At 61.7% G+C, this 22,342-nt stretch carries 25 protein-coding genes and 2 pseudogenes; 7 read left to right on the plus strand and 20 right to left on the minus strand.

Going from position 1 to position 22,342, the window contains the following annotated elements:
* From ACFQ50_RS22325 to ACFQ50_RS22335, 3 genes and pseudogenes are all read right to left on the minus strand, one after another.
* Positions 1 to 290 (minus strand): hypothetical protein (locus ACFQ50_RS22325; RefSeq protein ID WP_377997793.1); only part of this gene is annotated, 290 nt, incomplete at its 3' end.
* Between the two features lie 246 nt (positions 291 to 536).
* A pseudogene (locus ACFQ50_RS22330) lies at positions 537 to 821 on the minus strand (hypothetical protein); the annotation flags it as partial.
* A gap of 75 nt (positions 822 to 896) precedes the next feature.
* Positions 897 to 1,460, minus strand: coding sequence for a hypothetical protein (locus tag ACFQ50_RS22335; protein WP_377997794.1), 564 nt, complete (start codon positions 1,458 to 1,460; stop codon positions 897 to 899).
* Between the two features lie 390 nt (positions 1,461 to 1,850).
* On the opposite strand from ACFQ50_RS22335, the gene ACFQ50_RS22340 reads away from it, so the two are divergent.
* On the plus strand, positions 1,851 to 2,756 hold the full coding sequence (locus tag ACFQ50_RS22340; RefSeq protein WP_377997795.1) for a hypothetical protein: 906 nt from the start codon (positions 1,851 to 1,853) through the stop codon (positions 2,754 to 2,756).
* A gap of 254 nt (positions 2,757 to 3,010) precedes the next feature.
* Here ACFQ50_RS22340 and ACFQ50_RS22345 read toward each other — a convergent pair whose 3' ends face one another.
* The 3 genes from ACFQ50_RS22345 to ACFQ50_RS22355 form a co-directional block, all read right to left on the minus strand.
* Positions 3,011 to 3,457 carry a hypothetical protein gene (locus ACFQ50_RS22345; protein ID WP_377997796.1) on the minus strand — a complete coding sequence of 149 codons (447 nt, stop codon included), beginning with the start codon at positions 3,455 to 3,457 and terminating at the stop codon, positions 3,011 to 3,013.
* A 315-nt stretch (positions 3,458 to 3,772) separates the two neighbouring features.
* On the minus strand, positions 3,773 to 4,168 hold the full coding sequence (locus tag ACFQ50_RS22350; RefSeq protein ID WP_377997797.1) for a hypothetical protein: 396 nt from the start codon (positions 4,166 to 4,168) through the stop codon (positions 3,773 to 3,775).
* A gap of 78 nt (positions 4,169 to 4,246) precedes the next feature.
* On the minus strand, positions 4,247 to 4,684 hold the full coding sequence (locus tag ACFQ50_RS22355; protein WP_377997798.1) for a hypothetical protein: 438 nt from the start codon (positions 4,682 to 4,684) through the stop codon (positions 4,247 to 4,249).
* A gap of 200 nt (positions 4,685 to 4,884) precedes the next feature.
* Between ACFQ50_RS22355 and ACFQ50_RS22360 the strand changes: the two genes are divergently transcribed.
* Entirely contained in the window at positions 4,885 to 5,805 is a 921-nt protein-coding gene (locus ACFQ50_RS22360) for a hypothetical protein (RefSeq protein ID WP_377997799.1), read from the plus strand.
* 149 nt (positions 5,806 to 5,954) lie between these two features.
* Here ACFQ50_RS22360 and ACFQ50_RS22365 read toward each other — a convergent pair whose 3' ends face one another.
* Complete coding sequence (locus ACFQ50_RS22365) at positions 5,955 to 6,227, minus strand: DNA gyrase subunit A (RefSeq protein ID WP_377997800.1); 273 nt, start codon at positions 6,225 to 6,227, stop codon at positions 5,955 to 5,957.
* A 136-nt stretch (positions 6,228 to 6,363) separates the two neighbouring features.
* Here ACFQ50_RS22365 and ACFQ50_RS22370 point away from each other — a divergent pair, with 136 nt between their 5' ends.
* On the plus strand, positions 6,364 to 6,903 hold the full coding sequence (locus ACFQ50_RS22370; RefSeq protein ID WP_377997801.1) for a hypothetical protein: 540 nt from the start codon (positions 6,364 to 6,366) through the stop codon (positions 6,901 to 6,903).
* A 253-nt stretch (positions 6,904 to 7,156) separates the two neighbouring features.
* Complete coding sequence (locus tag ACFQ50_RS22375) at positions 7,157 to 7,825, plus strand: hypothetical protein (RefSeq protein WP_377997802.1); 669 nt, start codon at positions 7,157 to 7,159, stop codon at positions 7,823 to 7,825.
* Positions 7,826 to 8,320: 495 nt separating this feature from the next.
* Here the strand turns inward: ACFQ50_RS22375 and ACFQ50_RS22380 are convergent, their stop codons facing one another.
* Together ACFQ50_RS22380 and ACFQ50_RS22385 are read right to left on the minus strand one after the other, a co-directional pair.
* Complete coding sequence (locus tag ACFQ50_RS22380; protein WP_377997803.1) at positions 8,321 to 8,794, minus strand: hypothetical protein; 474 nt, start codon at positions 8,792 to 8,794, stop codon at positions 8,321 to 8,323.
* Between the two features lie 289 nt (positions 8,795 to 9,083).
* Positions 9,084 to 9,335 (minus strand): hypothetical protein, encoded by a 252-nt coding sequence (locus ACFQ50_RS22385; protein ID WP_377997804.1) that lies wholly within the window; start codon positions 9,333 to 9,335, stop codon positions 9,084 to 9,086.
* A 388-nt stretch (positions 9,336 to 9,723) separates the two neighbouring features.
* On the opposite strand from ACFQ50_RS22385, the gene ACFQ50_RS22390 reads away from it, so the two are divergent.
* The gene (locus tag ACFQ50_RS22390) at positions 9,724 to 9,918 is read left to right on the plus strand and encodes a hypothetical protein (RefSeq protein ID WP_377997805.1); all 195 of its coding nucleotides are present in this window, start codon (positions 9,724 to 9,726) and stop codon (positions 9,916 to 9,918) included.
* Between the two features lie 123 nt (positions 9,919 to 10,041).
* Here ACFQ50_RS22390 and ACFQ50_RS22395 read toward each other — a convergent pair whose 3' ends face one another.
* From ACFQ50_RS22395 to ACFQ50_RS22410, 4 genes are all read right to left on the minus strand, one after another.
* The gene (locus ACFQ50_RS22395; protein ID WP_377997806.1) at positions 10,042 to 10,611 is read right to left on the minus strand and encodes a hypothetical protein; all 570 of its coding nucleotides are present in this window, start codon (positions 10,609 to 10,611) and stop codon (positions 10,042 to 10,044) included.
* A 61-nt stretch (positions 10,612 to 10,672) separates the two neighbouring features.
* Positions 10,673 to 11,113 carry a DUF6278 family protein gene (locus ACFQ50_RS22400; protein WP_377997807.1) on the minus strand — a complete coding sequence of 147 codons (441 nt, stop codon included), beginning with the start codon at positions 11,111 to 11,113 and terminating at the stop codon, positions 10,673 to 10,675.
* 174 nt (positions 11,114 to 11,287) lie between these two features.
* Positions 11,288 to 11,845 carry a phosphoribosyltransferase family protein gene (locus ACFQ50_RS22405; RefSeq protein WP_377997808.1) on the minus strand — a complete coding sequence of 186 codons (558 nt, stop codon included), beginning with the start codon at positions 11,843 to 11,845 and terminating at the stop codon, positions 11,288 to 11,290.
* 56 nt (positions 11,846 to 11,901) lie between these two features.
* The gene (locus tag ACFQ50_RS22410) at positions 11,902 to 12,228 is read right to left on the minus strand and encodes a hypothetical protein (RefSeq protein WP_377997809.1); all 327 of its coding nucleotides are present in this window, start codon (positions 12,226 to 12,228) and stop codon (positions 11,902 to 11,904) included.
* 293 nt (positions 12,229 to 12,521) lie between these two features.
* Between ACFQ50_RS22410 and ACFQ50_RS22415 the strand changes: the two are divergent.
* Positions 12,522 to 13,119: pseudogene (locus ACFQ50_RS22415) on the plus strand (recombinase family protein).
* A gap of 93 nt (positions 13,120 to 13,212) precedes the next feature.
* Here ACFQ50_RS22415 and ACFQ50_RS22420 read toward each other — a convergent pair.
* The 7 genes from ACFQ50_RS22420 to ACFQ50_RS22450 form a co-directional block, all read right to left on the minus strand.
* On the minus strand, positions 13,213 to 14,424 hold the full coding sequence (locus ACFQ50_RS22420) for a multidrug effflux MFS transporter (RefSeq protein ID WP_377997810.1): 1,212 nt from the start codon (positions 14,422 to 14,424) through the stop codon (positions 13,213 to 13,215).
* A gap of 139 nt (positions 14,425 to 14,563) precedes the next feature.
* The gene (locus ACFQ50_RS22425; protein ID WP_377997811.1) at positions 14,564 to 15,760 is read right to left on the minus strand and encodes a Gfo/Idh/MocA family protein; all 1,197 of its coding nucleotides are present in this window, start codon (positions 15,758 to 15,760) and stop codon (positions 14,564 to 14,566) included.
* Positions 15,761 to 15,774: 14 nt separating this feature from the next.
* Positions 15,775 to 16,554: a ThuA domain-containing protein gene (locus ACFQ50_RS22430; protein ID WP_377997812.1), complete on the minus strand. Its 780-nt coding sequence runs from the start codon at positions 16,552 to 16,554 to the stop codon at positions 15,775 to 15,777.
* A gap of 33 nt (positions 16,555 to 16,587) precedes the next feature.
* Positions 16,588 to 17,454 carry a carbohydrate ABC transporter permease gene (locus tag ACFQ50_RS22435; protein ID WP_377997813.1) on the minus strand — a complete coding sequence of 289 codons (867 nt, stop codon included), beginning with the start codon at positions 17,452 to 17,454 and terminating at the stop codon, positions 16,588 to 16,590.
* A gap of 10 nt (positions 17,455 to 17,464) precedes the next feature.
* A complete protein-coding gene (locus ACFQ50_RS22440) occupies positions 17,465 to 18,433 on the minus strand; it encodes a carbohydrate ABC transporter permease (RefSeq protein ID WP_377997814.1) in 969 nt (322 codons plus the stop codon).
* 50 nt (positions 18,434 to 18,483) lie between these two features.
* Positions 18,484 to 19,707, minus strand: coding sequence for an extracellular solute-binding protein (locus tag ACFQ50_RS22445; protein ID WP_377997815.1), 1,224 nt, complete (start codon positions 19,705 to 19,707; stop codon positions 18,484 to 18,486).
* A gap of 150 nt (positions 19,708 to 19,857) precedes the next feature.
* Positions 19,858 to 21,066 carry a Gfo/Idh/MocA family protein gene (locus ACFQ50_RS22450; protein ID WP_377997816.1) on the minus strand — a complete coding sequence of 403 codons (1,209 nt, stop codon included), beginning with the start codon at positions 21,064 to 21,066 and terminating at the stop codon, positions 19,858 to 19,860.
* A gap of 214 nt (positions 21,067 to 21,280) precedes the next feature.
* Between ACFQ50_RS22450 and ACFQ50_RS22455 the strand changes: the two genes are divergently transcribed.
* The gene (locus ACFQ50_RS22455; protein ID WP_377997817.1) at positions 21,281 to 22,288 is read left to right on the plus strand and encodes a LacI family DNA-binding transcriptional regulator; all 1,008 of its coding nucleotides are present in this window, start codon (positions 21,281 to 21,283) and stop codon (positions 22,286 to 22,288) included.
* The last annotated feature ends 54 nt before the right edge of the window (positions 22,289 to 22,342 follow it).

Here is a 22,342-nt window from a genome sequence, read left to right on the forward strand (position 1 = left end):
AGGGATGTTTCTCCAAGGTAAAAGGCTGCCTGAGGATCCCCTGCTTCCAACGCCTTCTGGAACTGAACCAGTGCTTCCTTGGGCCGGTTGATGTCCCGAAGGAACCAACCATAGTTCAGGTAGGCTCCGTTCACTCCATGCTCGATGGCAAGAAGGTACAAGACTTCTATCGCTTCGGACTTGGAGATCTGAGTGAGGTCGTTGGCAGCATTGAAGAGCCCGTCCGGATCGTTGGACAGGATCATTTCTACCGATGAACGAAAGTCCACGCCATCTGGATTCGAGCCCATATCCTGCCTGCCTTTGAGACTCCGACGACAACAACGTAGCGCAACCCTATCGCCTGCCGCGGGTGCGTCCGATAAGTCAGCCTCTGTCGATTACTGCCTTGCCTATGCTGCGGTTCATTTGTAGGAACCTCAACCGGGCCAATTTCCTTGGTCTACTCCAAAGTGGGAAGCCGGAAATCGGATCACTGAGCCGCAGCACCTGTATCGGATGACGAGGCACTAGTAGATCGATGGAGACATTGGGCCTCAGTGGCCATCAGGCAAACTTGATCTAAGTTCTTCTGCCTCGGAAGCGAGCTTCTGACGGTGGTCTCGGGTGAATCTTCTGACTTGCATGTCAAGGACAGCACGGCTGCCCAACTCTCCTACACCCAACAGCTGTCCCACCCGACGTCTTGCTTCGTACTCGTCCTCTGAATCCTCAATCATCTGAAAGACCTCGTCACGCCGATCCACTGCCCGCACCAAGGCATCGACGATCATTAAGTGGTCCCTTATCCGCCCCTCATCCCCATCCATGCGGCGATTCTTGCACGAACGCGTCCGTTCGGGATCCCGTCACTGGACACCGGAACTGCTTCTCACTGTCAAACGAACAACACCAAGTCAGTAATCGGGTCGGATCCAATCCGTGATTGGCAGGAACTCGGGCTTGATTCCCGGATCAAGTGGCACTCCAGTCTCTACTTCGGTCAGAATGATGATGTCTCCCATTACGGCTAGTTTCTCTATGACTCCTGTATGGCGATTCACCACTGCGGTGGCACGAAGTGCTGGGTCTTCTATGTGCTCAAATGTGATCAGTAGCGACCGCTGGCCGATCTCCTGTATGAGCATCGGGTAGTAGCTTTCGCCGCGTCGGCCCCACATAAGGAGCGCTTCCGGATAAAGCATCTGGACGGCCCTCGGCATACCACGGGGAAATACAACTTCCATCGAAGCCTCCCGGTCCTGTAAGAGCCAGGTGCCTGCTGCCGACGACGTCCGGCCCTGGTCGTCGACCAGATGCCACGCTTGCGCTCTCGCATCAAGCTCGGCGACAAACTGATGGTGGCTCTGCCCGGACTGGTTGACGCCTTTTGCTCGCACTGAAGTGTGCGTTCTGAAAGCTAAGATCTCATCAAGCACACTGGGGCTATCGGTCGGGCCGAGGACCTTATCAAAGTTCATAGCTCATCCTGACCACAGAACACCGACAAAGGAAACATAGACCGACCACGCCGGCAGGGGGAAATAGGTGGGACCTGGCGATCCGAATGTTCCAGGCATCTTGAGAAGTGACGCCGCGTGGGCAATGCCCGTCCCAACGGAGGATGATGGCCCGGCCTTTCGTGCATTCAGCGAACATGGCACAAGTCGTTAGGTCTAGACCATGTTTCCCCTCCGGAACCATAACTTGTGCGGATTGGAGCTGGTGCGGCCGTCGAGCATGTCGCGTGTCGTGGAGGCTACGCCGGCAGGATCGGCTTAATACTCTCGTCTTGGGGTCCGGCCCCACGCGGGACCTCCTGGCCAGGAGCTAGACGCCGCTACCAGCTTCGGCTCATGTGAAGGGATGAAATGGATCTTCAGGATTTTGTGGCAGAGGCACGTTTGTGGAACCGCGATCCAGGGCCGCAGTCCAATGCCTTAGTCAAGAAATTGCGGGCGGAAAGTCCCGAGACGATCCTCGATCTTTATGAGCAGCTCATTCAACGCGGGGCAGTCCTCTTCCAAGTCTGGAGCCAACGCCCTGAAACAAGGGCTTTCTTCGATGCACATCGCGCACGGAAAAAAGGCAAGCGCCCACAGGATCCAGATCCGTTAGCTCCTCCCTTGTTGGGGCGTTTCCCGGAACCTGTGCCAATTAGCTACGGTGAATGGCTCCTCGGTTGGTGCTACCACCAAGTCCTTGTGGGCAATGACCCGCCACAGCCGAATATTCACTTCGTAAATCACCCCGACCGCCCGGGCTTCCTGGAGTTCTTCGAGGGCATGAACGGAAGGTCGCTGTTGATTGACTTTCAAAACGCCTACGAACGAAGCACCGAAAGCTTGTGGCCCCTGGCGCCACGTGAGAAGGACCGAGAATTCCTCCAATACATTGAACAGCGGGAGCACGCCCCGCACCGGGTACAGCTATATCGAGCAACTGCACGCGAAGCCACAATGGACATCAACGCCTCTGAGGAGTGGCGGCAATGGTGGCTGAGCGGACCCCTGCGGGCTCTGGAGTTCAGCATCGCCGAAAGTCAACGAGTGCCATGCCCGGGCGCAGCTCCAATGCATAGGGGCGACACCCCAACCTCGACACGAATGCGGAAAACGGGGCTGACCGTGACAGCAACTATCACGCCTAATCTCGACCGGATCCTTGGCACCGAGGAGCCTAATATCCGAGAGCTCGTTATGACGGACCTGGCCGTACTGCTGCTTAAAGTCCAACAGAAATACGGCTTTAGCGGCCAGCTGCCTGAATCGAATTAGCCAAGAACGCAGAAGTCGGCGTGCGCACGGTGCCGGGCACCAGCGCAGTACTGGCTTCACATTGGGAACCTCAACCGGGCCAGTTTCTTTGGTCTACTCCAAAGGGGAAATCGGAAGTCGGATCGCTGAGCCTCAGCACTTCCATCGGAGGACGAGGAACTAGTGATCAACGCTAGACGGCGAGTCTTCAGCGACCATCAGGCAACCCAGTCGGAAATACGCTTGGGATTGGCACGGGACGATAATCGCGTTGCTTAATTGGCCGGCCAGAATGCGTTTCGAACAGCCACGAGCTTTGAGCCGAAACGCTCATCCATCCGGGCCTGGATGGAGCCGTCGTCATAGGGCACCCGTATAAACAGATACCCGTTTTCGATCTGCGTGTCGGTCAGCGCCGGCTGGCGGGATTCCCACAATTCGCGTTGTATCTGCTCCAGCCGGGCGGTTGTGCCGGCACCGCGGTTGCGGGGATCCAGCAGCGGATCGACTGGGCGGTTTCGGGGCGGCTCAGTTGGCGGAATGAAGCTCTGCGACGGATGTTTGCCGACAGTGAAGCTGGTCCCGTCCCAGATCCCGCGCACTTCGTAGTCTCCCCAGATCACGTTGGCGGCTCTTTTTTCACCGTCTACAGAATCCCAATCCCATCCATGAATGGCTGGGCCGGTGCATCCGGGCGGGTATGAGTTGTTGACACCGCCCATGCAGAATACGGGCTCCTTATTGCCTTCCTGCCGTACAAGGAGTCGTCCAACAAGTTCGCCAGGTCCGACAGTTGCAGAGGGGCGATATGAAGGTTTTTCGGACGGTTCCACGTTTGGCGTGCTTGGTCCCGAACAACCGATGACCGCCGCCACGACCGCAGTCGCCAACCCGGCACCAACCAGCCTTGACCTCATGGTTAAAGTGTGGCGCCAGCAATAGCTATCCGACAGGGCTCTGCTGAAATGCTCAAAGAGTTAGACACGAAAGGACCCCACAGGTCTAGTCCGCATGCTGAACCGTAGACGGGACGATGCTCAGCCGTTCGGCGACAAGGAACGGCCGAAGAGCTTCTTGAGGCCCTGCCGCAGCATTCCTCGTAGAGAATTATCTTCCGACATGTGCTCACACAGGCCAAACACAAGTTCTTCGAGCCTCTCCTCTTCCGCGCTTCGCGCAAGCCATACGATTCCGAGTTCAGTTATGACCTCGTCGGCTGCTTGATCTGACTTTGGGTAGAAGTCCAGGTCCCCATCGCCGGTGTTGGAACTTGCCACGAATGCCCAGATTCCCGGAGCGTCCGGATAAACCAGAATGAGACGATTGGTCCAGTCGCCATGCGAGATGACGCCGACGCGGCCGTTGTGGCCCCAGAATTCTGCATTGGGAAGGACCACTTGTAGTACCAATTCCTCTTTCGGTCTGACGTCCATTTTGTCGGTTCTACTGAGCGTACTAGCAACGTCCTAACTCACATGGGGGCTTCCCGAGAGGAACCCTTATCGGGTCAACTACCAGTCATGTGATCGTCGACGTACGGGCCGGACTGCGGAGGCAAAACCGTTGAACCCGAAGTTGTACAAGTCAGAACAACGCGGTTCCGCTTCTCTCATTTCAGTGACGAGGGCACCAAACCTCTGCTTCGTCATCGGATATTCGGCAGGCAGGCCATCCCGGATTGTCTGCGCCTTTGCCACAATCTGCTCGAGCAGCCCCTCTACGTTGATGTTGGGCCAGAAGGACAGCCCGCCCACAAACTCCTCCTGGATCATGTACATGTCGTCCAAGAGCTGTTCGCCGCCGATCTCATCGGATAGGTAGCCGTCGGGCGTTTCCATGTCGAAGGGAGTTCCCGTGTACATGGAATCCAAAGTCACTGCTAGTCGTCGCAGCTCCCCAATGCACTTCCTGCGGGCAACAAGCCGCCGGATGGCCACTGGCAAAATCATGAAGCCTCTTTCGCTTGCCGGAAGTGATGGATGCCGAGACGCCAACACCCGGCTCGGTTTCCGGCAGTCTACGCTGACACCAGGAAGCTACCGGTAAAGCCTCATGAGCCCAACCCCGAGCGGTGCGGCTTCCAGTTCCGATCTGGCCCCTCACTCAGTCGCGGCAGTTCGAACTGTTCCCCTAGCCGGACCGGCGCTGAATGGCTGGTTTGGTGTTATCAGGTTCAACATTTGAAACTGGAATCATCGGAGCCGCACTAAGTTTCGATCAACAAGGGCAGAGCCGGTCGGAAGGGAGTGGCTTCATGAGAGATGAAGTGGTTTTCCATCAGCTGTTTGTTACCCGCGTCGCCATGTTTGCCTTTTTTCTGTTGTCTCTGGGCGTTGTGATTAATGAAGGTTTAGTTCCCCTGTCGACCCCGTCTGGCGCGCCGACCGAGGAGCTGATCTTCTGGAGTTGCGTCGGCGCGGTCCTGTTCTGGTTCAGCTGGCGAAACTGGAGGCTCGGCGTCCGTCTTACACCGACAGAGGTCCACGTAAAGGGTTTGTTCCGCGACAGGAAGATCGCCCGTGAGAGCGTTTTAGAAATAACCCCGATGAGCCAGCTGGTGTGGATAGCCCCGACTGGCGATGTGCGGGTATCCCTGGTGACCGCATTTACAGATCTCGCTGGCGGGCTCGAGGGAATCGGCCGTGAACACAACAGGCGAACACTGGAACGGCTGCGAGAGGAGCTTGTTGGCCCACCGGTGGAGCAGCCAGAATCTGCAGCGTATGGAGAGGGCCGCAGTTACGACCCTCCAACTTACCGACGCCGAAGGGACCTGAGAGGGCCCGCGAAGCGGGCAGGCCATAGGCGTTTGGTTGCGGATGCCTGGCTCGCGGTTCTCCAACTTCTTGGTTGGAGTCTTTCTGCTGCCCTAGCGGTTTGGCTGGCCTTAGAGCCCGCGTTGTGGATGGCTGGGCACGAGTCGGACGTTCTCCGTTCGGCCTTGAGGCTTGATCCCTACACCGAAAGCAGCGCTGTGCAGGCGGTGATTTTCTGGGGAGTCGCCGCAGCGGCGCTTGCGGGAAACACCCTACGCTTGGCATATCTCATGTTCCGGCCGGGACGAGCTTGAAATCCTGTGGTTACGGCTGAGGGAACCTCAATGAACCTCAATCGATCCACTTTTCTTGGTCTACTCCAAATGGGGATCTGGAAGTTGGATGGCCACAGGACAGCCAGCGGGGGACGAGGGACTCGTGATCGGCGGAGAGTATGGAGTCCTCAGCGGCCATCGGACAGTCTTGATCTAAGTTCTTCTCCACGGGAGGCGACGGCGTGACGCTGTTCTCGGGTGAATCTTTTGGCTTGTAGGTCGAGGACTGCCCGGCTGCCCAGCTCTCCCACATCCAGCAGCTGACCAACCCGACGGATTGCTTCGTCCAGGCTCTCTGAATCCTCGATGATCTGGAAGACCTCGTCACGCCGATCCATCGCGTGTATCAGGGCATCGATGATCATCAATTCCTGACGTATCTGCCGCTCATCCTCGTCCATGCGGCGATTCTTGCACGACGCACTCGTTGGGGCATGGCGTCAGTTGAAGATCCTCGACGTCAACTCTGAACGGGAGGTAGGAGCCTAGGCGCCCGGGGACGTAGACAGTAGTTACCTCTGCGGATAGCTTCAGGTCATGGGCATGCTTTCGCGGCCAGTGGCGACGCTGGCGGCAATGCCGCTCAGCACCGTCATGGCGCTGGCGGCGGCAGGTTGCACTGCAGGGCAGTCGGCACCGTCCACATCGGAAAGCGCTTCCCTGCCTGGAAATATCCCGGCCAACCTCTGGAACGCGGGAAGTCCAGATCCTCTCCGGCCAGTGGGTATAGCCGGGCTCAAGCCAACGGAACCGCTGGTCGCCACCTCCTACGATGCAGGCACCGACACTATCGGGGACTGGCGGCTGATGGACATGAATGACGACCGGACGAAACTGGTGATCCAGTACTCCCAAGGCGGACCGTGCGCGACCGCCAAGGGCATCCTCACAGCCGAAACTTCCACCGCGGTCGCCCTTGTTCCCCTCTACCAGAACGGACCTGCAACACCTTACGCCGCAGTCCTGTCCACCCCCGTCAGCACTGTGACCCTGGATGAGCCGCTGGGCGACCGCGAGCTGCTACACCTCGCTGATCACGGAACAATGCAAAGTCCGACACCGGCACCTACCCGGTGAACCCGTGCACCAGCACCGCAATAATTGGTTCTCTCTGCCGCTGGGCGGAGAGAACCTCCGCTAGATAAGTGAGGGGACAAATCGTTCTATAGCGGTTCGCTAGAACTAACACCGTGCGGCACACTTCCTGGATGCTGCGGATTTTTTAAGGGGACAAGCGTTGGCCGAATCGGACAGATCGCTCATGATTTGAGCAGACGACGAGGCTAGCCGAATATGACGGTCCCACTGTTGCACTTGCGGAAGGAGCATCATGGGCGGAATTGAAAACTTCGCTGCCGACTCCGACGACCCGTGCGCAAAAGCCACCAGACGGTCTCAGGGGCTGGTGGATAAAGGCCTCGGCCAAGCCGTCACGGCATACTACGCGCGCTACCTCCCACTTGGATTGTTCCTTCTGGTTGTCGCCGTCGCTTTAGTCGCATTCTTCACCTCCAGAGGAACTGAAGGGGACTGGCCTCTGTACCTGATAATTGGCTGTGGCCTCGCCGTGGTTGCTGTATTGACCGGAGGCCTAATATACAACTCAAAGCACGTGGTTCCAGCGGCCGAATTCGGCAATGTCGATGTGCTGCTTTCCCTGGAATCTGAAGAGCGAAAGCAGATCAGGCAACAGATTGCGGGAAAAATCCCTGCTGAGCGGGAACATCTTGCGGTGGCCCGGGGTGCGGCGGTGCAGATGCGCAAGGGGTTAGCCACGCAGCTTCTGTTCGTTCCGATATATCCGCTTGTCTTCCTTCCTCAAGCGCTTCGACTCGCTATGCGAGGTGATGACTTGTTCGCTTGGTTCATGTTCATCGCTGTGGGTCTACTGACAATCGGGATTGCATTCATCGTCCGGAACTTCCGACGTGCCGGCCGCTTTCTCACCCGTACGACAGGGCAACCATTACCAACGAAGACAGACGAACATAGCGCCTGAGGAACCCTTCACGGCACATGCTGTTGGGTCTAGTCCATTTACAGCTGCGGAGCCACTTTCGGGCTTGTCTTGACCGCTTATGCGTCACCTTCAACTTTTGCTCTGAGTAGGAGGGCCTTGTCCTCTCCAGCGTTTTGGGCGCTCCCTGAGCACGACTTTCCATAGGACCGCCAACATGAGCGCTGTCGCGATAACAGCAATACCGAAGACAACCAATATCCAGGGCTCGGGTGTGGGGAACAGTACGGAAAGGGAAACCGCCATCAGGGAGATGACCATGAGTAAAATGACGACGCGGACTTCGCTCTTACTCATTCCGCAGTCTAAACATGCTGTTGCTCCAGATGTATAGGCCCGGCTGGTATCAGGGTAGATTGCCCACGTCGGGAACGGCAACCGGAATGATTCGGATGGACTAGCCCAATCGGAGCTAATCACCCGAGCCCAAGGTCAGGCCAACGAAAGGGCCAATGCACAACTGGCCACTGGGCCGTGTCAGTTTCCAGGCGTCGTCGCGCGGCGATCGAGGCGACTGGCCAGGATCACCCGGCCACGGTCCAGGATCTCGCTGATAACACGCTGCTCATGGTCATCGAAATACGGGCCGTAGTGCTCACCTGATGGAGTGATGCTGGGGAGATTATTGCCGTAGAAGAGTTTGTCGTAACACTTGTCCGCCTCCGTTCCGCGGTCATCAAGCGATGCATTCACACTGCGTGCAATGTCGCCTAGGAGGTTCCACGCATTCAGCAGCTGCGCGCAGGTGTCATCCGACGCCGGCAACTGCAGAAGGCCTTCGATCCCGTCAAGGTTCTGAGGTTCCTCATTGCCTGCTTCCAAGGTGAGGCTGTGCAGGCGCGCCAACACCGAAAAATCCTCTTCGCGGCGGGCCCACACGATCTGGCCGTTGGAGACGAGAACGCCATCAGTATCACCTTCGTCGCCAGCCACATCGTCCGTTTGCCACACGAGACCAATCCTCTGACCTTGAAACTGGACCCAGTGCGGGTACGACATCCTCATCCGCGAATCCTATCCATTGATTCGCATACTCTGACGATCGGATTACCCAGGAGCCGAACCCTTCACGGCACAGGTCGCTAGGTCTAGTCCATTTTCCTTCGGGGAAGATCCAGCGGCGCTCCAGTTCAGCGCGGCGCTCAGATAGGAAAGAACAACGGTCCAGTGGCGAATTTCAACTTTTCCACCTTGAGACCAGCAAGCAGGCCAATAACAAGATGGGTCCCCGTGGCAGGACTCATGCGAGCCCCTTACGCTTCCACCGGTAGGCGGATACCCACGCGATGATTTGCTCTACAGGTTTGGGGTAGGTCCGATGTGCCGGAAATTCTTTCCGTAATGCCTCGTGCGCTTCCTGCTCGACAAGCCAGGTGACTTCAAGATCATCCAGGTAGTCATCTAACTCAGCTACATCGTCGAAGTCCATTTCCGCGTCCGGGTCAGTGAATCCCTGGCCGTCACCAAACTCGACCATGAACCAGTCAGGCATGTTCGGAGTGACGTACCTGAAACAGGCGACATGCCATCCCGCTTGCGGGCCTGCTCTACATATGCCGATGGAGACGCGATGGCCAGAAAGACCATATGGAATGTCAGGCCTCACCATGGCAAGAATCTTCTATACCGGATGCGGACACTGAACTCGGCTGTTGGGACACGGGCAAGCATGAGTCGATCCTAGATCAGTCATCAAGGCCGAAAGCCGAACCCTTCACGGCACAGGTCGCTGGGCCTAGTCCATCTTGCCCTGGGAACGTTCAACGCGACCGTTCCGCCGGCTGAATAGGATTCAGATCGATTTTGTCGGTGACTGGCAGACACCGCTCACGACACGCGGATAAGATTGGGAAAGAGCACGTTCGCAGAAGGGCTTTCGCATGCAACGCCCATCAGAAGAATCAAAAGGCGCCACTCTTCGGTTCGTGGCCTTCCTGGTGGTGTCCCTTTTCGTTATCCTCCTCGTCTGGGGACACACGGGGATCGAGTTGCTCGTCTTTCTGGGCCTGGTTCTGGCCCTCACGGGCATTCAATACCTGATCGACAAGTTCCTGCTGGACAACTACCGCCAGTAACGCACTCTGAGAAGGACAGTTTCCTGCTCAGCTCGAAGGGCCATGTTGCAGGAAATTAGGTGAAGGCTGAGCGGCACGGGCTGCTATTCCTCTTCGGGGGCTCATGATGCAGAGTCCTGCTGCTCATGTTCGTTGTTGAGATCCGTCGCCGCGGCGGAAAAGACGTTTGAAGATTGAGGATCGGGAAGCCGAGACTTCTTCGCTCACCAGCGACTGATAGCGCTCTTTGAGGTTGTTTAGGAGCTCCTCGTATTGCGTTCGATCGAACGTAAACGTCTGTTCCTCAAACAGCCAGAGCTGTGGCTCGTCAGTTATGCCGTCCTGCCAGCCAAACCGGCGCCAGGTGACCGTGTCCGCGGTTGTTGTCAGGTCTATGGTCATCGCTCCGCAGGCCTGATCGCCGCACACAGGGCAGAGTAGGAGCGAGACACGTCCGTCGCTGAAGTCGCCCGGGATGACGGACATCAGTCGGTCCAGTTGCTCGACGGCAGCATGCGGCCAGTCGTTACGAAGGGCCGTGGTCTCCTGCTCCGGCTTAGCCATTTCGGCAGGTACGTTGAGCAGCTCGCGGAGTGGTTGGCCGTCCACGAAGAAGTCGAGAAATTCGATATGGTGCTTGTCTTCGCGAGGGTACTCGTCATAGCTGGCCATGGCAGGCCCGACGCTGAGTTGTTGTCGCTCCCCGCTTCCCATGCAATTCAGTATTGCAGCACTCAGCACCGGCGGGTTGGGCCCTTGCCCAACGGGCAACCCTCTACGGTTCTTGCCTGACGAGTTCGAGGACGTGGGCATAGTTTTGTTCGAGGGTGGGCTCCGGCGTAGCCAGGCGCCGCAGCGCGACTCGGACGACATCAACGGCAACTTCCCTGCTGACACGAACCAAGGGGTATCCCTCCTCGACTACTTCCCAGTGGGCTGCGGGAATAGTGTGCGTGAGGAGGTCTCCGTAGAACATCCCGACAGGCCGGGCAAGATCGGCCGGCAAACCATCATTGATGGCTTCATCAAGAGTGGCGAGGCTTTCTGCTCTGCGTAGCAGTGTTTGGCCTCGCGCTTGGAAATAGCTGAGGAGGTCGTCGTATCCGCCGACGTTGGTTGGCGGGGGTACGGCATCCGAAGTGACTGGCTTATATTCTGCGTACCTTTTCGGCATTCCCGCTGGCAGTTCCTGTAAAGGTTCTTCTGAGCTGCTCATGTGGCTCATCCTAAGCGCACTCGTTTCGCGCTGGTCGTTACCGGGAGCCGAACCTCAATCGGGCCAATTTCCTTGATCTACTGCGAAATGGAACCGGACAACTCGAAACTCAGCTAGGGACGAGCTGCATAGCGCTTCATGCTCATAGGGAACCTCTGGCGGCCTTTGCCCGCCTTAGAGGTCTCGGATGTGAAAAACGGACTTGAGGTTTAGCTGACGCCTTAGCGGGCTCTCCTTGAGATTGTCGATCAGGACCGACGCCCCGACCCATGTCGCTCCAGTTTCGGCAATGAGTCTTTGCAGCGCTACGAGCTGGCCGCCGCTGTCGATCAGATCATCGACGGCGAGGACCCGGTCCCCGGAACGGATGAGGCCCTTGGGCAGTCCCAGCTCGAGGTGGCGGTCTTTGTAATCGGGTGGGCTAGTGACCGTGACCCACGGATCGCTGTCGAAGGATGGGGCAGCGTTCTTACGGATTGGGCAAAAGCCGACACCCAGGTTCGTCGCGGTAAGGACACCGGTGATGTATCCGCTGGCGGAGGGACCGATGACGACGGTGGGACTGGCCGCGCGGAAAGGTTCAGCGAGCAGGTGTCCTACGCCGGCTACAACTTCCGCGTCCCGCCACCAGGTGTACAGATTGAAGAAATTGGTGCCAGTTTCGGGACTGGTTTTCCAGTCGAATAACTCTGCCATGTGTTGGCGGAGATCTTTGGGATTGGCGGCAGGCATGAGTTGAATCCTAGTTCAGGCTCTAAGTCAAAGTACCCAAAGGGCTTGCACGTCGATCAGAGGCCCGTCCGCAAAGCTCCGGTGATCGCTGCCCGGCCCTCGCGCCTTCGGGGAACCTTCGCCGGGACGAGTACAAGGCAGGGATGTCGGCTGTCCGTATTTGGGCCCTGAGGCCGGCCGTTTAGTTTCTCGCGTTCGCGCTTCCACATAATGCCACGGGGGAGAAATACGGCCACTGTCAGGACAGCAATGACGGGAATAGACCAGAAGCCCAATCTGCCGTCAACGGTAATCATGCTCCCGACCACGCCGACACCGCCCGCGCACAGGATGTCGCCGATAATCCATCGCTTTCGGATGGCCGAATATTCCTGGTTGTCCATGCCCTGAGGCTAATCGACAGAGCTGCATTTGGCATCGGGTGAGAAGGTCTCTGCGCAGGCATGAGTTGAATCCTGGTTCAGGCATCTAGAGCCGAACCCCTGGGTTAAAAACGTCCGAAAGAGGTCTGTCCGCAAATCGTCCCGTAAGCCGGTCACCCACCGGACACTCCGCCAAGTGACCTGCAGCGTTAGGCTCAAGCGGACCAGACCGTCCCACACGACCGGTTCGGTGAAATGTCCGGTGACGGGCTCCTATATGGCGCATTGCTACCCCATGGCGGACACTCCTGTTCATGGGTGAAATAAAGGTTGGCTACGCAGGGTTTCCACCGACGAGCAGGACCTCACCGTCCAACAGGATGCCTTGGCTGCCATGGGCGTCGAACCTGATCGTATCTACGTCGATCATGGCCTCACCGGCAGTAACACGAACCGCCCGGGCCTGCGTGAAGCGCTGGCCGCGTGCCGAAGCGGCGACACCTTCATGGTGACCAAGCTCGACCGGCTGGCCCGGTCCGTCCGGGACGCGCATCAAATCGCTGACGACCTCGCTGCGCGCGGGGTGAAGCTGAGCATCGGCGGTTCGTTGCATGATCCCGCGGACCCGATCGGCAAGCTGCTGTTCAACGTCCTGGCCATGGTTGCTGAGTTCGAAGGCGATCTTATCCGGGCCCGCACGCGCGAAGGCATGAGGATCGCTAAGGCCAAGGGCCGGCTGCGCGGGAAGCCGCCCAAACTATCTGCCAACAGGAAGCACTCTTGGTCCAGCTGCATGACGCTGGCGAACACACCATGTACGAGCTGGCGGAACTTTTCTCCGTTGGCCGTTCCACCGTCTACCGCGCGCTTGACCGGGCGCGCCAGAAGGCGGAAAAGAAGGCAGGCTCCTGACACCTGATAGCTAGCGCACCCCAAGGGCAGACGTCGGTTCACCGCGCCGCCGTTCACCGCGCCGTCGTGCCCGCCCCCGCCGTTGCGCCCGCCCTAAGCAGTCCGCGCCCTAACAAGCCCAAGGCACGCCACCGCCGCCGCAACCGACACCACGGTGACGACGCCGAACGGCACCGCATTCTCCGCCCCGGCGATGCCCACCAGCGGTGCTGCCACGCCACCGAAGGCGAACCGCGCCAGGCCGAGCAGCGACGACGCAGTGCCCGCGATGTCCGGATAGCCCCGCAAAGCCAGCGACGTCGCGGACGGGCTCGCGGCCGCCACTCCGCCAACCATGGTGAACAGGGACAGGATCACCGCAATCAGCGGCAGGTGCAGGATCGCCGTGACGAGCAGTCCGACTGAACCGGCAGTAGCCATCGCCAGGCCGATCACCAGCATCGCCTTCTCCGACCACTGCTCGGCCAGCCGACCGCCGAGGAAGCCGAAGATCATGAACCCCAGCGAATTCAGGCCGAAGGCAAACGAGTAGCCCTGCGGCGACAACCCGTAGATGCCCTGCAGCACGAACGTGGCGCCGCTGAGGTAGGCGAAGATCGCGGAGTACGTAAAACCCGTGATCAGCACGGCGCCGACAAACACGCGGTCCGCCAGGAGGCGACGGAAGTCCTGCAGGGTATGGGCAAATCCGCCGGCCGCCCGCCGCTGAACAGGGAGTGTCTCCTTGAAGATCATCAGGCACGCCACCAGGATGGCGACGCCGACGCCCGCCAGGAAGAGAAAGACGCCTCGCCAGTCGGTGACGGAGGACAGCTGGCCGCCGATGACCGGACCCACGATCGCCGCCAGTCCGCCCAGCACCGTCAGGCGGCCGTAGTACCGCAAGAGCTTGGCGCCCTCGTACACGTCCCGTCCGGCGGCCTGCGCAATCACGATGCCCACGGCTCCGGCCAGGCCCTGGACGAACCGGGCGGCAATCAGCGTCTCAACGGTCGGGCTCACGGCACAGAGCACGGACGTGACCGTGTAGGCGGCGACGCCGATCAGCAGGGGAAGCCGCCGGCCGAAGCGGTCCGACAGCGGACCTGCAATGACCTGGCCGATGGCCAGGCCGAGCAGGCAGGCAGTGATGGTCAGCTGCGCCGTGGACGTGGAACTCCGCAGCTCCGCGGTCAGGGCCGGCAGGACCGGCAGGTACAGGTCCATGGAAATCGGACCGAAGATGGTCAGCAGGCCAAGGACAATTGCCAGCGGCCGTCCGACTGCCTGTTCGCGCGTGGTCACCGGAGCGTCGGTCACAGTCACGCTGCCTCCGTTCAAGGGGTAAAGGGCTGCCGCCAGTTCGACGGCGGGTGGTTGGGGATGTGCTCCACCTAACCAGCGTTTACAACGCTGTGGGAGTCCCTGCTGGTACCCCTCGCAGCAGGGACTCCCTCCGCGCGGCCTACCCCACGGTTGTGGAAACGGCCCGCCCCGACCGGCCAGCCCGCTCCAGTGCCCCGAGCGGCGAGGCCCACCCTGCCAGGATCTCCCTGGCGGCAGGGATCGGCTCCACGGCGAGCGCCTGCCGGTGGGCCTCGTCGAGCACATCGCCGATGAGCACCCGCTGACCGGTCTGCGAGGACTTCACTGCCGCCTCAACCATCGCCAGGCTGAGCACGTTCGCATGGATCTCACCCGACGGAACCTCACCGCTCCGCAGGCTCCAGACGAACTCAGCCAGCGCCCCGGCGATCTCTTCCGGGCCCTCGGCAACCACAGAATCCGGCGGGGAAGAAGCGGAACCCAACAGCCCGCCGTCGTCCATCACAGCCCCGGCGCCGGCGACCAAGCCGGCAACAAGCTCCGCGACGGGCGCCGCGGCGCCGTCCCAAACCGCCGAGCCGTGAACTCCGTTCATCCGCCAGCTGCCGTTCCACGAGGTCTCCAGCCCGTCGGCGCACCAGCTCCCGGTGTAGACAAACCGCGTCCCGCCCTCCATTTCGAAGACGGCCGTGGCAGCCGCGTCCCCGGCGTACCAGCTCCAGCCGGGGTTGAACTCCTCGCAGTAGACGGAAACCGGGTTCTGGCCGAGGAGGTACCGCGCGGCGTCGAACGCGTGGATGGCCATGTCCACCAGCAGCACATGCTCCATCTCCTCCCGGAAGCCCCCGAAATGCGGCGCCTTGAAGAAGTCGCAGGTCAGCAGCCCGATCTCCCCGAGCCGGGCACACTGCCCCTTGAACGCGGAAAGCGTCCGGAAGTAGCGGCGGGACTGGCTGATCATCAGCAGCTGGCCGGTCGCCTCGGCCACCGCGGCCAGAGACAGGGCCTCCGCGACGGTCGGCGCCGCGGGCTTCTCGCACAGCACGGGAAGCCCCAGGAAGTGCGCCTCCACGTTCACCGGATGGTGCGCGGCGGGGACCGTCACGTTGACCACCGCCTGCGCATCCACGGCCGAAGCCAGCTCGGTCAGGCTCGTCCCCACCGGCACGTCATGAAGGCCCAGTTCGGCCAAAGCCTCCCGTGCCGCCTGCGGGTTGAGGTCCACGACGCCGGCCAGTTCGACGTCGGCCGACTCACCCAGCAGCCGCAGCCAGGCCCTGCCCATGCCGCCGGCCCCCACCTGCACCACGCGGACGGGCGCCGAAGGATCAGGCAACGTAGCGAAGCGGTTCAATTGGCCATCGCCCCCTCGTAGCTGTGGCCGGTGTAGAACGCCTCGGTTTCGTACCGCAGCAGCACCGGGTCAGTGCGCTCCGGCCGCACGGTGCGGGCCCATTCCACGCCGTTGGCGATGACCCTGCGCACGTCCTTGTGATGGTAGACGGGGTAGTCCTGGTCGCCGGGGCTGAAGAAGAAGATCTTGCCGTAGCCCCGCTTGAACGTGCACCCGCTGCGGAACACCTCGCCGCCAGAGAAGGTGCTCAGGAAGACCAGCTCGTCGGGGGCGGGGATGTCGAAGTGCTCGCCGTACATCTCCTGCTCCGGAATGATGAACGGATGCGGCACGCCTTGCGCGATCGGATGGGTCGGGTCCACGGTCCAGACAATCTCGCGGTCCCGCTCGGAGCGCCAGCGCAGCGTGCACGTGGTGCCCATCAGCTTGCCGAAGATCTTCGACCAGTGCCCGGAGTGGAGCACCACCAGGCCCATGCCGGCCAGCACGTGCCGGTGGACGCGCTCCACCACCTCGTCCGCCACCTCGCCATGGGCGGCGTGGCCCCACCAGACCAGGACGTCGGTGTTGCGCAGGCGCTCCTCGGTGAGGCCGTGCTCCGGGTCATCGAGGGTGACCGTACCAACCAGGGCCCGCGGGCCAAGGTTCTCCTCAATGCCCTCGCGGATGGTGTTGTGCATGCCGTCCGGGTAGATCCCGGCCACGTGCGGCTGGTGCTGTTCGTGGCGGTTTTCGCCCCATACGGTGACGCGCAGGGGAGTGTGGTTCTCAGTCATGGAAGGGTTCCTTGGGTTCGAAAGAAGTAAGGGCTATTTGACGGCGCCGCCGGTGGCGCCGGCCGCGATGTATTTCTGTGCCAGGACCAGCAGCACGATGGCCGGCAGCGAGGACAGCACCGCCGTCGCCATCACCGCACTCCAGTTGGAAACCTGGGTGCCCAGGTACTGGTAGATGCCCAGCGTCACCGGCCGCACCTCCTCGGTGGTGGTCAGCGTCAGGGCGAACAGGAAGTCGCTCCACGAGAAAAGGAAAGCGAACAGGCCCGCGGTAATGAGGGAGTTGCGGCTGATGGGCAGCACGATCGAGACGAACGCCCGGACCAGCCCGGCGCCGTCCACCCTTGCCGCCTCCACAATGCTGGGCGGAATCCGCATCATGAAGGCACGCATGATGAGGATCACGAACGGGATGGCGTGCGTCGAGTCGGCCAGGATCAGCCCGGGGATCGAGTTGAGCAGGCCGAGGTCGTTGTAGGCCGCATAGAGGGCGTTGGCGATCACGATGCCGGGGATCATCTGCGAGATGAGGATTGCCAGCAGCGCGGCGTTGATCCAGCGGAACCGGAACTGCGCCAACATGTATGCGGCGGGGGCGGCGACGGCCAGGCTGAACACCACCGTTCCGAGCGAGATGGCCAGGCTGGTCAGCAGGTTGGGGCCCTGCTGCGCGATCGCCTTCTCATAGCCCTCGAAGCTGGGGTTCAGCGGCAGGAAGTCCGCTGTGAGGGTGTTGCCGGACGGCTGCAGGGACGCGTTGACCATCCAGTACACCGGGAACAGCATCACCGCGAGGAGTAGAAGTCCGACGGCGGTGTGCCCCAGTTTGGGCCGGTTGGCCCTCCGCGGCCGCAAAACGGCCGGCGTGGAGCGCGCCATGGTTGAATCCAGGGTTGTCATGGTGGTCCTCTTACTCGTCGACCGCACGGCGGTTCATGCGGAGGTAGACCACCGCGAACACCAGGGAGATCAGGATCAGGATGTTGCTGAAGGCTGCGCCGACGCCGAACTGGAAGTTCACGAACGACTCCTGGTAGGAGCGCACGGCCAGGGTCTGGGTGGCGTTCGCCGGTCCGCCGTTGGTAAGGCCGAGGATGATATCCAGGACCTTGAGCGTGTAGACGACGCCGAGGACCAGCACCACGCTGACCACCGGCCGTAGGTTGGGCCAGGTGATGTGCCAGAAGGCCTTCCAGCCGGTGGCGCCGTCCACCGCGCCCGCCTCATACAGCTCCTCGGGAATCTCCTGGAGGCCGCCGTAGAGCAGGGTGACGTTGAAGGGGATTCCCACCCAGACGTTGACCAGGACCACGGCCAGCAGCGCCACAGACGGGCTGGTCAGCCAGGGGACCGGTTCCTGGATGACGCCGAGGTTCCGCAGGAAGGCGTTGAGGATGCCGCTGTCCTGGTCGAGGATGGACCGCCAGGTGGCACTCGACACGATCAGCGGCAGCAGCCACGGCAGCAGCAGCATCGACCGGAGGAACCCGCTGAGCGGGAACCGCCGCTTGAAGAAGCTGGCCAGGGCCAGGCCGATCACAAACTGGCCGGCGATCGATCCCAGCGTGAACAGCGCCGTATTGAGCATCGCCGGGGCGAAAAGGCCGCTTCCGACGGCGGTGGCATAGTTCGCCAGGCCCACCCAGGGCGCTTCTCCGGTGAAGAAGGTCCGGGTGGTGTACTCCTGCAGGCTCATCACCACGTTCTTCGCCACGGGGTAGCCGAAGAACAGCAGGAGGAAGAGCGCGGCCGGTGCCAGGAAGAGAGCCTGGACCAGGCGCTCCCGGCGGTAGCCCCGCCGTCGTCCTTCCCGTCCTGGGGTTACCGCGGTGGCGGGGGAGAGGCCTCCGGGCGCCGGGCTGGTAGTCAGTGTCGGCACGGCTCCGGCTCCTTTCCGCGAGGCGAGTCGGGTGCTTGCGTCATCCCGGCCTACTTCGTTTCGGCCTTGGTGAAGGCCTCCTGCGGGGAGGCCTGGCCGGTCAGCGCCAGCTGGATCGCCGTGTACATCTCCGTCGCCGTCTTGGGCCATTCCTTGCCGAGCTTGCCCGTGCGGGACCGGGCATTGGCTACCTGTTCGGTGAACGCCGCCATTTCCGGAACTGCCTTCACGTACTCACCTGCGAGCGCGGTCTTGGTGGGAACGGTGAAGCGCTCCTTGGCCAGGGCCAGCTGGTTCTCGTCGCTGCTGATGCACTGCACCAGCTCCGCGGACTTGGCCTGCGTGGCCTTGTTGCCCGTCTGCGGCACGGTCCAGACCTCGCCGCCGAGCGGGGCCACCGGAGTCTGCCCCTGTGCGTTGACCGGGACCTGCACTGCCTCCCACTTGATGTTCGGCGTCTTGGCCAGTGAGGGGATCTGCCACGGGCCGTTGATCATCATGGCGGCCTTGCCGGCGGCGAACTGGTCCCGCACGTCAGCCTGGCTCCAGTTCACCACGCTCTTGGACGCCGAGCCCGAGGACACCAGGCCGTCAATGAAGCCCAGCGCCTCCGCCACCTTGGGGCTCTTCAGGTCGGTTTCCTCCCCGCCGTTGGTCCACATGAAGGGCAGGAACTGCCAGCTGCCCTCGTAGGTGGCGATCGCGGAGAACGCCAGGCCGTAACGGTCGCCGGTGGTCAGCTTTGTTGCCGCTGCCTTCAGCTCATCCCAGGTCTTGGGCGGCTGGATGCCGGCCGCGGCGAGCATCTCCTTGTTGTAGAACAGGCCCAGCGTGTTCGCGGTGGGCGCCAAACCGTAGACCTTGCCCTCGTAGGTGGCGGCGTCCAGCATGCCCTGTGCAAAGCCGGAGGTGTCCACGCCGAAGTCGTTCAGCGGGGCCAGCCCGCCGGTTGCGGCGATCTCCTGCACGTCCGGGTTGTCCAGCATCAGCACGTCCGGCAGGGTACGGGAGGACGACCGTTGCAGGACCTTCTGGATGAGGTCCTTGCCGGGGACCGTCTCGCGCTTGAGCGTCACGCCCAGCTGAGAGGCGCACTTGTCCAGCGCACCCTGGATGTGGGTCTTGTCAGGTTCGTTGTTGTAGTAGTCCAGGACGGTCAGCGAGTCGACCTTCCCGTTGGCCGCGGCCTGGCTGCTGCCCCCGCTGCACGCGGTGAGGGCGAGGGGCGCGATGACGGCCATGGCCATCAGGCAGGTGAGTGATGTTTTCTTCATGTGGGGCTCCTTTGCCGTGTTTCGGTGATTCCGGTGCTTCGGTGGTTCCGGGCGCAACGGATCGTCCGGGCGGCCTGCTGCCGCTGCGGTTGGAAATGTGTTGGTGGGTTGGGGTTTGGTGGTTGGTTCCGGAGAACGTACGACGGCGGGCTACGAGCCGGCCGCCACTGCCTGCCACTGGGCGTTGTTGGCAGCGCTGGTTTCCGCGGCGTGGAGAAGGCGCTGGATCTGCAGCCCCTCCGCAAACGAGGGTTCGGGCTGTTGGCCGCTGGCGATGCACCGGGCGAAATCAGCCGCCTGGTGGACGAAAGCGTGGTCGTAGCCGAGCCCGTGTCCGGGCGGCCACCATGCTCCCGCATAGGGGTGCTGGGGCTCAGTGACGAGGATCCGGCGGAAACCCGCCGACTCAGCCGGCTCGGTGTGGTCGTGGAACCAGAGCTCGTTGAGGTCTTCGAAGTCGAAGGCCACGGAACCGAGGGAACCGTTGACCTCGAGCCGGATGGCGTTCTTGCGGCCGGTGGCGAAGCGGGTTGCCTCGAACGTGGCCAGCGCCCCTTCGGCGGTCCGGCCGATAATGACGGCTGCATCATCCACGGTCACCGCGCCGCGGCCGGTCCCCGTGTCCCCGCTGGCCCGGAGTCCGGACGACGATGCTGGCAGCGGCCGGGTCTTCACGAAGGTCTCCGTCAGCGCGCTGATCCCTGCGAGGCGGTGTCCCGTGACGTACTGCGCGAGGTCCAGGATGTGGGCGCCGATGTCGCCAAGGGCACCGGATCCGGCTTTGTCCTTCTCCAGGCGCCAGACCAGCGGAAAGCTCTCGTCGGCGATCCAGTCCTGCAGATACGAGGCGCGGATATGCCGGATCGTGCCGAGCCTGCCGTCCCGGACCAATTCGCGGGCGTAGGCAAGCGCCGGTGTCCTGCGGTAGCTGAAACCCACCATGGCCAGGGCGCCCTGGGCCTTCCCCTCCTCCGCGGCGAGCGCCATCTTCTCGGCTTCCGCCAGGGTATTGGCGAGGGGCTTTTCGCAGAGGACGTGCTTGCCGGCCTGAAGCGCTGCGATCGCAATCTCGGCGTGCAGGTTTCCGGGAACGCAGATGTCGACGGCGTCGATCTCCGGGTCCTCCACCAGGGTCCGCCAGTCGGTTTCCACGCGGCCGATGCCGAACTTATGGGCGAAAAGCTGTACTGCTTCCCGGTCCCGGCCGCAGACTGCTGCCAGGACGGGTTGGACGTCGAGATCGAAGAAGCGGGGCGCCGTCGTCCAGGCCTGGGCATGAATGGAGCCCATGAACGAGTAACCGATGAGGGCCACACGGAGTTTCCGGGGTCCTGGTGTTGCTGGTGTTGTGGACGTCATCGTCCTCCTGTCGAAGGGTGCAGGGAAATTCGGATGGGACGAGAGTTAAGCGGTTAACTTTCGGATCAGAACCGCCCCCGGTGCAATGTGTCGGGGGATGTCGGAACAACTCTGCATGCCGCGGCGCGGGGTTGTCAAGGAAAAAGTTAACCGCTTTACTGGAGACCTGTCCGGATCCCCGAGTCTGAAGTGAAAGAGGCGTGCTGTGCCCACCATGAGAGACGTTGCGAGGCTGGCGGACGTCTCCATCGCCACGGTGTCGTTTGTCATCAATGACACCAAGCCGGTGGCCCCGGCCACCCGCACCAGGGTCGAGGAGGCCATGCAGGAACTCGGCTACCGCCGGAATGCCCTGGGGCGCGCCTTGGCCAGTAAGCGCACCCGGATCATTGCCCTGCTGTACCCGGCGCTGCAGCGGCGGCTGAGCGAAACCGCCGTGAAGTTCTTCACCAGTGCCACGCAGACGGCGAAGGACCTCGGCTACAACCTGGTGCTGTGGCCCATCAGCAACGACGCCGAACAGGTTGAGGAGCTCATCTCCAGCGGTTTCATCGACGGTGTCCTGCTCATGGAAGTGCAGCTGGACGATGCCCGGGTAGAGCGGCTGCAGCGTTCCACCTTGCCCTTCGCCCTGATCGGACGGACGCGGCATCCGGAGGAACTGCCGTACGTGGACGTCGACTTTGAGAATTCCATGATCGAGGCCGTTTCCTACCTGGCGGGGCTGGGCCACCGAAAGTTCTGCTTCGTTGACAGCGGCGGCGCCGAGCATGCCCTCAGCGGCTACGGCCCGGTGGTGCGGAGCCGGGCGACCTTCGCCGCGGAAGTGGAGCGGCGGGGGCTGGAATCTATCCACATCTCGTGCGAGGAATCGCCGATCTCAGGCCAGGGCGCCGCCGAGAGGCTCCTCAAAAAAGCCCCCGAAACGACGGCGGTAATCCTCATGAATGACAGCGCGTCGTTCGGCTTCATCAACGGGCTGGAAAAGCACGGCGTCGATGTTCCCGCCGACATGTCGGTCCTGCTGATCGGCTCAACGCCGGACGGCGCCGCCACGACGGATCCTCGGCTGACCGTCCTCACGCTGCCCAGCACCGAGCTGGGACGCATGGGCGTCGAGACGCTGGTCGATCAGCTCGAGGAACGGGGCGGGCCCATGCGTCAGGCCGTGGTGGTCTGCCGTTTCGAGGAAGGCCAGTCCACCGGTCCTGTCCCGCGGTAAACCCAACTGGGTCGCAGATCAGGGCGTTCCCAGCGCTCAGAACGCCCTGATCTG

Source organism: Arthrobacter sp. NPDC056493, from assembly GCF_042795115.1.
GTDB lineage: Bacteria > Actinomycetota > Actinomycetes > Actinomycetales > Micrococcaceae > Arthrobacter.